10 protein-coding genes are annotated in these 10,116 nt (G+C 72.8%); 8 read left to right on the top strand and 2 right to left on the bottom strand.

Annotated features, from left to right (window positions below; genetic code table 11):
• Positions 1-494 (top strand): C40 family peptidase (locus AC1DYZ_RS20110; protein ID WP_477066864.1); only part of this gene is annotated, 494 nt, incomplete at its 5' end.
• Between the two features lie 138 nt (positions 495-632).
• Here the strand turns inward: AC1DYZ_RS20110 and AC1DYZ_RS20105 are convergent.
• Positions 633-1,598 carry a hypothetical protein gene (locus AC1DYZ_RS20105; RefSeq protein WP_477066863.1) on the bottom strand — a complete coding sequence of 322 codons (966 nt, stop codon included), beginning with the start codon at positions 1,596-1,598 and terminating at the stop codon, positions 633-635.
• Between the two features lie 253 nt (positions 1,599-1,851).
• Positions 1,852-2,349, bottom strand: a complete 498-nt coding sequence (locus AC1DYZ_RS20100; RefSeq protein ID WP_370502331.1) for an inorganic diphosphatase — start codon at positions 2,347-2,349, stop codon at positions 1,852-1,854.
• 165 nt (positions 2,350-2,514) lie between these two features.
• Here AC1DYZ_RS20100 and dacB point away from each other — a divergent pair, with 165 nt between their 5' ends.
• From dacB to folP, 7 genes are all read left to right on the top strand, one after another.
• A complete protein-coding gene (gene dacB / locus AC1DYZ_RS20095; protein WP_477066862.1) occupies positions 2,515-3,927 on the top strand; it encodes a D-alanyl-D-alanine carboxypeptidase/D-alanyl-D-alanine endopeptidase in 1,413 nt (470 codons plus the stop codon).
• A 9-nt stretch (positions 3,928-3,936) separates the two neighbouring features.
• Positions 3,937-4,989, top strand: coding sequence for a zinc-dependent metalloprotease (locus AC1DYZ_RS20090; protein WP_477066861.1), 1,053 nt, complete (start codon positions 3,937-3,939; stop codon positions 4,987-4,989).
• Entirely contained in the window at positions 4,986-5,981 is a 996-nt protein-coding gene (gene tilS / locus AC1DYZ_RS20085) for a tRNA lysidine(34) synthetase TilS (protein WP_477066860.1), read from the top strand. The genes AC1DYZ_RS20090 and tilS overlap by 4 nt, the downstream gene beginning before the upstream one ends.
• A gap of 41 nt (positions 5,982-6,022) precedes the next feature.
• Positions 6,023-6,577, top strand: coding sequence for a hypoxanthine phosphoribosyltransferase (hpt, locus tag AC1DYZ_RS20080; RefSeq protein ID WP_477066859.1), 555 nt, complete (start codon positions 6,023-6,025; stop codon positions 6,575-6,577).
• Between the two features lie 109 nt (positions 6,578-6,686).
• Complete coding sequence (gene ftsH / locus AC1DYZ_RS20075) at positions 6,687-8,714, top strand: ATP-dependent zinc metalloprotease FtsH (protein WP_477066858.1); 2,028 nt, start codon at positions 6,687-6,689, stop codon at positions 8,712-8,714.
• 8 nt (positions 8,715-8,722) lie between these two features.
• Positions 8,723-9,337 carry a GTP cyclohydrolase I FolE gene (gene folE / locus AC1DYZ_RS20070; RefSeq protein ID WP_477066857.1) on the top strand — a complete coding sequence of 205 codons (615 nt, stop codon included), beginning with the start codon at positions 8,723-8,725 and terminating at the stop codon, positions 9,335-9,337.
• A 29-nt stretch (positions 9,338-9,366) separates the two neighbouring features.
• Positions 9,367-10,116 (top strand): dihydropteroate synthase (gene folP / locus AC1DYZ_RS20065; protein WP_477066856.1); only part of this gene is annotated, 750 nt, incomplete at its 3' end.

Below are 10,116 nucleotides of genomic sequence, written 5' to 3'. Positions count from 1 at the left end.
CCGCGCCTCCCGTGACGACCGCGCCGCCGGTCGTCACCACGCCGCCCCCGCCCGTCACCACGCCGCCCCCGACCACCCCCGCCCCGCCGCGGTACGGCCTCGGCACCGGGACGTCGCGCGGCTCAGCCGGTGGGGGCGCGGCCGCCCTGGCCTGGGCGAAGACCAAGATCGGGTTGCCCTACATCTGGGGCGGCGTCGGTCCCGCGGGCTACGACTGCTCGGGCCTGACCATGACGTCCTGGCGCACCGCCGGGGTCAACCTCGCCCGCACCACGCGCGACCAGTACAAGCAGGTCCTCAAGATCAGCTACAACGAGCTGCGCCCCGGCGACCTCGTCTTCTGGTCCACCGACCCGAACAACGCCGACGCGATCTACCACGTGGCCATCTGGGCGGGCAACGGCCAGATCATGGAGGCGTCCAAGCCGGGCGACCCCCTCCGCGTCACCTCCATGCGCTGGGGCAGCACGATGCCCTACGCCGGCCGCCCGTAACGCCTTCTCTCACCGCAACGTCCGCACATTCGGTCGTCGGAACGCTCGAACATGCGGACGTCCGCACTACTTCGAGCGGAACGTCCGCAGATTCGGTTGTCGGGACGCCTGATCCCGCGGACGTTGCGGGGCTGAACGTCAGGTTGCTGGGCGCCAGCCCGCCTTGCGGAGCGCGCGCTCCACGATGTCGAGGTGGCGTTGCGGGTCCAGGCGGAGACCGAGGCTCGGCACCCTGAGCACGATCTCTCCTCCCAACGCGATCTCGTTGTGCCGGACGCTGTCGTCGATCCACCGGTCGGGCTGCAGGTGGCCTATGCCGTCGATCTCGACCACCACCCGCCATCGTCGCCACCGCACGTCGAGGTACGACCGGCCGCCGGGATGGTCGACGACGACCTGGCGGTCAGGCTCGGGCAACCCCCGACGGCGGCACATCGCGGCGAAGTCGAGCTCGTTCAACGACCGGACACCGTCCGCCACGTCTCCGAGAACGGCACGGAGCAGCGTGCGCCGCTTGTCCCGGCGGACCCGGTCCAGCACGTCGGACACAGCGAGCGGGCTGATCAGTCGCTGCTGCACGGGCGCCACGAGCAGCAGCGCCGCCTCTCGGTCGGTGCGAGCCCACAGCGCCGCCTGGACGGTCGCGACTTCCGGCCTCGTGCGCGGGATGCCCAGGTCGATGATGTCTTCGTCCCGCCAGCGCCGCGTCTCGTGCAGGCGGACGCCGGACGCCGTCACCACCGGGTGGGACGACTTCGGCGCGCACACGTGGATGAGGCCGTCCCCGCTGATGCCCTCGAGTCCGGCTGCGTGGAGTGCGCTGAGACCTCCGAGGGCCGCGCGGGGTCGGACACCGCGAGCTGCCTGCGGTGCGCACTCCAGCACGGCGAGCCACCAGTCCGCTCGGTCGTCGCGGGTGAAGGGCCGCACGACGAGGCTGCGCCGGCCGGCCGGGCGCCAGCGCTCGGCATCGACTTCCGCCCTGAGGTGCGACGGAGTGACGCCGAGAGCGAGCGCCTGCGAGCGCGCGACCACGCCCGCCTGACGTTCAGCCAGCCGCTGCACGGCAGACCGCCGACGGACTCGGTCGGGCGAAGACGACATCGAGCGAGCGTGGCGCCCCGCCCCAGCCACGGACCTGACGGGGGCCGATCCGTGGAGGAGGCTGCGGATAGCCGGCCCTGAGGGCGCCTCGAGATCAGGAACGAGCCGGTCCACAACGTCCGCACATCCGAGCGCCGGGACGACCGAATCTGCGGACGCAATGGGCTGGAATGCGCAACGTCCGCACAATCAGGCGTCGGGACGCTCGAATGTGCGGACGTTGCGGGAAAAGCAGGGGAGCCAGAGCCAGCGCTCAGTGGGCGTAGTAGTTCGTGTCGATGGCTCGCTGGCGGCTGCGCTCGATCTCCGCCTCCGCCTCGGAGCGGCCCGTCCAGTGGGCGCCCTCGACGGACTTGCCGGGCTCGAGGTCCTTGTAGACCTCGAAGAAGTGCTGGATCTCGAGGCGGTGGAAGTCGGACACGTCGTCGATGTCCTGCCGCCAGGCGGCGCGCTGGTCGCCGGTGGGCACGCACAGGACCTTGTCGTCGCCGCCGGCCTCGTCGCGCATGCGGAACATGCCCAGGGCTCGGCAGCGGATGAGGCAGCCGGGGAACGTCGGCTCCTCGAGCAGCACCAGCGCGTCCAGCGGGTCGCCGTCCTCGCCGAGGGTGCCCTCGATGAAGCCGTAGTCGTCGGGGTAGCGCGTCGAGGTGAACAGCATCCGGTCGAGGCGGATGCGCCCCGTCGCGTGGTCCACCTCGTACTTGTTGCGCTGACCCTTCGGGATCTCGATCGTGACGTCGAACTCCACAGCAGCTCTCCTCCGCCCACGTCCGCGCCCGGATTCCGGGACCGTCGGTCGCGCGACACTCGTCGTGCGGCGCGCCGAGGTGTCGGGGGCGCCCTTGTCTCGGACAGTAGTCTGACGCACCGCGGGGCGGGGCGTCCCGCGACGGATCGAGCGGGGTGGGTGACGATGGCCACAGCGGCGAGGGTCGTCGGCACGGGCCTGCTCGTGGTGGTCCTGGCCGGTGCGGCGTACGTGACGGCCGACGCGTACGACGTGGTCCCGGGCATGGTGACCCTCGAGGAGGCGCCGCCCGAGCCCCTGCCGTTCCCCACGGCTCCCGGTGCGGTCGACCCGGCGACGACCGTTCCGGCGCTCACGGACCTCGACCCGCAGGCGCCCGTGCCGGGCGACCCCGCCGTCCAGGCGCTCGTCGACGGGCTGGTCGCCGACCCGCGGATGGGTGCGAGCGTCGGTGTGGTGGTCGCGGACCAGCTCACGGGCGACGTGCTCGGGGGTCACGTGCCCGAGCAGGGCCGGACCCCGGCGTCGACGGCCAAGCTGGTCACGGCCATCGCGTCCCTGGACACGCTCGGCCCCGACGTGACCTTGCCGACGAGCGTCGTGCGCGGGTCGGGCAGCAGCATCGTGCTCGTCGGCGGGGGAGACATGATGCTCGCCGCCGGCGCGGGGGACCCGACGGCCGTCGAGGGCCACGCCGGCCTCGCGGACCTCGCCGCGCAGGTGGCCAAGGCCCTGCAGCTCGAGGGCGTCGGCACGGTGAGCCTCGGGTTCGACGACTACCTGTTCACCGGGCCGTCCCTGAGCCCGACGTGGAACACGGGCGACATCGCCGCGGGGTTCGTCGCGCCCGTGACCGCGCTCGCGGTCGACACGGCCAAGATCAAGCCCGGCGAGTACCCCCCGCGCTACCCGGACCCGTCGCTCGCGGCGGCCAAGACGTTCGCGCAGCGCCTGACCGAGGCGGGCATCGCGGTCGACGGCACGCCCAAGCGGACCGAAGCGCCCGACGGCGGGCACGAGATCGGCGTCGTGCAGTCCGCGCCGCTGGACGGGATCGTGCACCACTTCCTCGACACGTCCGACAACACGATCACCGAGGTGGTCAGCAGGCTGGTCGCCATCCACGAGGGCCTGCCGCCCAGCTTCGAGGGCGGCGCGACGGCCGTGCTGCACGCGGTGTCGGTGGAGGGCATCGACATCGCCGGCGCGCACCTGGTCGACGCGTCCGGCCTCGGGGCGGGTTCGGTGCTCCCGCCCGACCTCCTGCTCGGCCTGCTGCGGCTGGCGACCGACCCCGCGCACGGGGCGCTGCGCGACGTCGCCACCGGCATGCCGATCGGGGGCCTGACCGGCACCCTGAGCGACCGGTACACGCAGTCGAGCGCCCGCGGCCTGGTGCGCGCCAAGACCGGCAGCCTGCCGCACGTGACGGCGTTGGCGGGGACGGTCCTGGACGCCGACGCGCGCCAGCTGGTGTTCGTCGTGCTGGCGGACGCGACGCCCGACGGCGGGCAGTGGGGGCCGCGCGCCGCCATCGACGCGTTCGTCACCACGCTGTCGGGCTGCGGCTGCGGTTAGTTTGACCGGGTGGAGACCCCCGAAGGACCGGTCGACTGGGACCTTGCCGCCCGCATCGCCGGACGGCTCGCCGCCCCCGGACCCCTCGCCGGCCGCGACGAGCTGGTCGCGCTCGTCGACGAGCTGCGCGACGCCGCGGGCCGCGCCGCCGTCCACGCCTCGCGCATCACCGGGCTGGAGGCCGTCGACGGCACCCCGCCCGCCGACGTGTCCCGCGTGGTGGTCGTCGACCGCGCGCGCTGGGCGCAGGCCAACGCGGAGACGTTCGCGGCGATGACGGGACCGCTCGCGACGAGCGAGACGAACAACGCGTCCCGCGCGGCGGCCGCGGTCCAGGTCGGCGGCGTCCTGGCGCTGCTCTCCGGCAAGGTCCTCGGGCAGTTCGACCCGTTCACGGCGCGCGAGGGGCGCGGGCGCCTGCTTCTCATCGCGCCCAACGTGCTGCACCACGAGCGCCGGCTGCGGGTGGACCCGTCGGACTTCCGGCTCTGGGTCGCGCTGCACGAGCAGACCCACGCCCTGCAGTTCGCGGCGGCCCCGTGGCTGGCGGAGCACCTGCGGGGCCKGGCGGGCGAGCTCATGGGCGACCTTGCGGCGGACAAGGCGCTCGTCCCCCGCGTGGGCGAGCTGGTGCGGGCGGTCTCGCGCGCGGTGGCGGCGGGTGCCGACGACGGCGTCGGCGTGCTCGACCTGCTCTCCGCCCGCCAGCGGGAGGTCTTCGAGGAGGTCGGCGCGGTCATGTCGCTGCTGGAGGGGCACGCTGACGTCGCGATGGACGAGGTCGGGCCGCGGGTGGTGCCGAGCGTCCGCAAGATCCGCAAGGCGTTCGAGACCCGGCGCGACGATGCCGCGAAGGCGAAGGGCTTCGACCGCGTGCTGCGGCGGCTGCTCGGCCTCGACACCAAGCTCGCGCAGTACCGCGACGGCGCCGCGTTCGTCCGGGCGGTGCGCAAGGACGTCGGCCTGGCCGGCTTCAACGCCGTGTGGACGACGGCGGAGCACCTGCCGAAGCCCCAGGAGATCTCCGACCCGCGGGCGTGGGTGCGCCGGGTGCACGGGTGAGCGGTCCGGCCCCGTCGGTCGCCGCCGTCCGCTCGGCGGTCGCGGCGTCGGTCGCGGACCTGCCCCCCGACGCGCTGGTGCTGGTCGCCTGCTCGGGTGGACCGGACTCGCTGGCGCTCGCGGCCGGCGCGGCGTTCGTGGCGCAGCGGTCCGCGCGTCGGGGGCCCGCCTGGCGCGCTCGGGCCGTCGTCGTCGACCACGGCCTCCAAGACGGGTCGGGGCAGGTTGCCGACGAGGCCGCGGCGGCCTGCCGGACCCTCGGCCTGGACGCGGAGGTMGTCCGGGTGGAGGTCGACGGGCGCGGGGAGGCCGCCGCCCGGGCGGCGCGCTACGCGGCGCTGGAGAGGGTGGCCGACGAGCGCGGCGCCGCGGCCGTGCTGCTGGGCCACACGCTCGACGACCAGGCCGAGACCGTGCTGCTGGGCCTGGCCCGCGGCTCGGGCGCGCGGGCGCTCGCGGGCATGCCGGCGTTGCGCGGACGGTTCCGACGCCCGCTGCTGGCCCTGCGTCGCGCGGACACGCTCGGCGCCTGCGAGGCCCTCGGGCTGCGTCCGTGGCTCGACCCGACCAACGACCACGAGCACACCAACGCCGCCCTGCGCAGCCGGGTCCGCGGCGAGGCGCTGCCGACGCTCGAACGCGTGCTCGGCCCCGGCGTCGCGGAGGCCCTCGCACGCACGGCGGCCCAKCTGCGCGAGGACGCCGACGTGCTGGACGCGCTGGCCGCCGACCTTCTGGACGCCGCGCGCACGGACGAGGGGCTCGACGTCGAGGTCCTCGCGCACGCCCCGGCGGCCCTGCGCACGCGCGCGCTGCGGGCCGCCGCCGTCGCCGCGGGAAGCCCGGCGGGGGCCTTGCATCGCGCGCACGTGCTGGCGGTCGACGCCCTGGTCACGGACTGGCACGGGCAGGGTGCCGTCTCCCTCCCGGGTGCGGTCGCGGCCCGCCGGGCGTGTGGCAGGCTTGCTCTGGGCCCGGCCCCCGCGTCGTAGCGGGAGCCAGCCGGGTACGCGGATCAAGAGGAGCGACTTCGGTGGACCCTGCGGACATGGGCGACGACCTCGAGCGGGTCCTTCTCACCGAGGAGCAGCTGCACCAGCGGCTCGACGAGATCGCGGCGCAGATCGACGCCGACTACGCGGGCAAGGACCTGTTGCTCGTCGGCGTCCTCAAGGGCGCTGTCATGGTCATGGCGGACCTGGCCCGGCGCCTGCACCACTCGGTGCAGATGGACTGGATGGCGGTCTCGTCCTACGGCTCGGGCACCAAGTCGTCGGGCGTCGTGCGGATCCTCAAGGACCTCGACGCGGACCTCACCGGCCGGCACGTGCTCATCGTCGAGGACATCATCGACTCGGGCCTGACGCTCTCCTGGCTGCTGTCCAACCTGCGCTCGCGCGGCCCGGCCACGGTCGAGATCGCGACGATGCTGCGCAAGCCCGAGGCGTCCAAGGTCGACGTCGACGTCCGCTACGTGGGCTTCGACATCCCCAACGAGTTCGTCGTCGGCTACGGCCTGGACTACGCGGAGAAGTACCGGAACCTGCCGTTCGTCGGCACCCTCGCCCCGCACGTCTACGGCGCCTGAGTGGGAGTGCGCCCTCGGTGAACACGGTCGGGTTCCCCCAGGAACTCCGTGTAACTTCGAGGCCACCAGTCCCGCGAGCGGAGGTTGAGGGGCTCTGCCCCGATCGCCCATGAACGTCAAGCGACTAGCCCGAGGCCCCATCCTGTGGGTCATCATCGCCGTGATCCTGCTGTACATCGGCGCCTCCACGCTCGCCTCCCCGCGCATCAGCAAGATCGACACGTCCGACGGCATCACGCTGCTCGCCGACGGCAAGGTCGACCAGGCGAAGATCACGGAGGGCGTCCAGCGGGTCGACCTGACGCTGAAGTCGGACTTCCAGAAGGACGACAAGAACCTGGGCAAGCTGGTCCAGTTCAACTACGTCGTGCCGCAGGGCGAGTCGGTCGTCAACGCGATCGCGGACGCCGACCTGGACAAGGGCTACACGTCCGTCGTGCCGCAGACCTCGTGGTGGAGCAGCCTGCTCGGGCTGGTCCTGCCGTTCGTCATCATCCTGGGCATCTTCTGGTTCCTCATGTCCAACATGCAGGGCGGCGGCTCGCGGGTGATGAGCTTCGGCAAGTCGAAGGCGAAGCTGGTCAACAAGGAGTCCCCGCAGGTCACGTTCTCGGACGTCGCGGGTGTCGACGAGGCGGTCGAGGAGCTCCAGGAGATCAAGGAGTTCCTCGCGGAGCCGGCCAAGTTCCAGGCCGTCGGCGCCAAGATCCCCAAGGGCGTGCTGCTCTACGGCCCTCCCGGAACCGGCAAGACGCTGCTCGCCCGCGCGGTCGCCGGCGAGGCGAGCGTGCCGTTCTACTCGATCTCCGGCTCGGACTTCGTCGAGATGTTCGTCGGTGTCGGCGCCAGCCGTGTCCGTGACCTGTTCAACCAGGCCAAGGAGAACGCCCCGGCGATCATCTTCATCGACGAGATCGACGCCGTCGGCCGCCACCGTGGTGCCGGCATGGGCGGCGGGCACGACGAGCGCGAGCAGACCCTCAACCAGATGCTGGTCGAGATGGACGGCTTCGACGCCAACGCGAACGTCATCCTCATCGCCGCCACCAACCGTCCCGACATCCTCGACCCCGCGCTCCTGCGCCCCGGCCGGTTCGACCGCCAGGTGGCCGTGGACCCGCCGGACCTCAAGGGTCGTGAGCGGATCCTGCAGGTGCACTCGCAGGGCAAGCCGATGGCGCCGCACGTCGACCTCAACGTCGTCGCGCGCCGTACCCCCGGGTTCACGGGTGCGGACCTGGCCAACGTGCTGAACGAGGCTGCGCTGCTGACCGCGCGCACCGGCCAGGCGACCATCACCGACCACACGCTGGACGAGGCGATCGACCGCGTCATCGCGGGGCCGCAGAAGCGCACGCGGATCATGAACTCCAAGGAGATCAAGATCACCGCGTACCACGAGGGCGGTCACGCCCTGGTGGCGGCGGCGCTCCGGTACACCGATCCGGTCACCAAGGTGACGATCCTGCCGCGCGGTCGCGCGCTCGGGTACACGATGGTCATGCCGACCGAGGACAAGTACTCGACCACCCGTAACGAGCTGCTGGACACGCTGTCGTACGCCATGGGCGGTCGCGTGGCCGAGGAGCTCGTGTTCCACGACCCGACCACGGGTGCGAGCAACGACATCGAGAAGGCGTCGGCCACGGCCCGCAAGATGGTCACGCAGTTCGGCATGAGTGCCCGGCTCGGAGCGATCCAGCTCGGCCAGGCCTCCGGCGAGGTCTTCATGGGCCGCGACATGGGCCACGGGCGTGACTACTCCGAGGACATCGCCGCCTCCATCGACCTCGAGGTTCGCGCGCTGATGGAGCGGGCGCACGACGAGGCGTGGGAGATCCTGGTGGAGTACCGGGACGTGCTGGACACGCTCGTGCTCGAGCTGCTCGAGAAGGAGACGCTCAACCAGGAGCAGCTCGCCAAGATCTTCGAGCCGATCACCAAGCGGCCGCCGCGCCAGGTGTGGCTCTCGAGCGAGCAGCGCGCGGTCTCGGACCGGCCGCCGGTCATGACGGCCGCGGAGAAGGCGGCCCTGAACGGCCACCCGATCATCCCCGAGGACGAGGCCGCCGAGGCCTTCGGGTTCCCGGGCGAGCGCATCATCCAGGTGCCGCCGTCGCAGACCCCCGACGCGTAGGGACGACGATGGCGGACGGGACGATCGGGCCGGTGCACGCGCACGGCACCGCAGTCGGCGAGTACGACCAGGACCGCGTCGAGGCTGCCATCCGCGAGCTGCTGTTCGCGGTGGGTGAGGACCCCGACCGCGAGGGCCTGAAGGAGACGCCGGCGCGCGTGGCGCGGGCGTACCGCGAGATCTTCGCGGGCCTGTACCAGGAGCCCGGCGACGTGCTGACCACCACCTTCGACCTCGGCCACGAGGAGATGGTGCTGGTCAAGGACATCGAGGTGTACTCGACGTGCGAGCACCACCTGGTGCCGTTCCACGGCATCGCGCACGTCGGCTACATCCCCGGCGTCGACGGCCGCATCACGGGCCTGAGCAAGCTGGCCCGGCTGGTCGACGTCTATGCGCGCCGCCCGCAGGTGCAGGAGCGCCTCACGTCGCAGATCGCCGACGCCCTCGTCGCGGAGCTGGAGCCGCGCGGCGTGCTCGTCGTCGTCGAGTGCGAGCACCTGTGCATGTCGATGCGCGGGGTCCGCAAGCCGGGCTCCCGCACGGTGACCTCCGCGGTGCGCGGGCAGATGCGGGACGTCGCCACCCGGGCAGAGGCCATGAGCCTCGTGCTCGGCCGCTGACGCCGCCGGCACACCCTAGGCTCGGCACCGTGACAGGCTCCGGCCCCTCCGCCCGCCCGGCACCGCTGCCGGCGGGTCTGCACGACCTGCGACGCACGCTCGTCATGGGCGTCGTCAACGTCACCCCGGACTCGTTCTCGGACGGCGGTCGCTGGTTCACGCCCGGCGCGGCGGTGGCGCACGGCCTCGAGCTGCTCGACCAGGGCGCGGACCTGCTGGACGTCGGCGGCGAGTCGACGCGTCCGGGTTCCCGACGGGTCGCGGTCGACGACGAGCTGGCCCGGGTGCTGCCCGTGATCGAGGAGCTGGTCGCGCGCGGCGCGACCGTCAGCGTCGACACCACGCGCGCGGTCGTCGCCCGGCAGGCCGTGGAGCGGGGCGCGGCGATCGTCAACGACGTCTCGGGCGGCCTCGCCGACGACGCGATGTACGACGTGGTCGCCCAGACGGGCGCGGTCTACGTGGCCATGCACTGGCGCGGGCACGCCGACGTCATGGACGACCTCGACGACTACGACGACGTGGTGACGGACGTCCGGCGCGAGCTCGCCGCGCGGGTCGCGGCGCTGCGGGCCGCGGGCGTGCGCGACGAGCAGGTGGTGCTGGACCCGGGTCTGGGTTTCGCCAAGTCGGGTGCCAGCAACTGGCCGTTGCTCGCGCGGCTCCCGGAGCTGGTGGCCGACGGCTTCCCGGTGCTGGTCGGCGCGAGCCGCAAGCGGTTCCTCGGCCACCTGCTGGCGGGCCCGGACGGCGCGCCCGCGCCGCCGCTCGCGCGGGAC

This window comes from Cellulomonas sp. P1_C4, assembly GCF_056406355.1.
Note: the sequence above shows the minus strand (reverse complement) of the source record. Positions and strands in the feature narration are given on the sequence as shown.

Bases quoted from the DNA above. Each gene is read 5' to 3' on its own strand.
- ftsH (WP_477066858.1), top strand. From the start codon at position 6,687: ATGAACGTCAAGCGACTAGCCCGAGGCCCCATCCTGTGGGTCATCATC.
- dacB (WP_477066862.1), top strand. From the start codon at position 2,515: ATGGCCACAGCGGCGAGGGTCGTCGGCACGGGCCTGCTCGTGGTGGTC.
- AC1DYZ_RS20105 (WP_477066863.1), bottom strand. From the start codon at position 1,598: ATGTCGTCTTCGCCCGACCGAGTCCGTCGGCGGTCTGCCGTGCAGCGG.
- folE (WP_477066857.1), top strand. From the start codon at position 8,723: ATGGCGGACGGGACGATCGGGCCGGTGCACGCGCACGGCACCGCAGTC.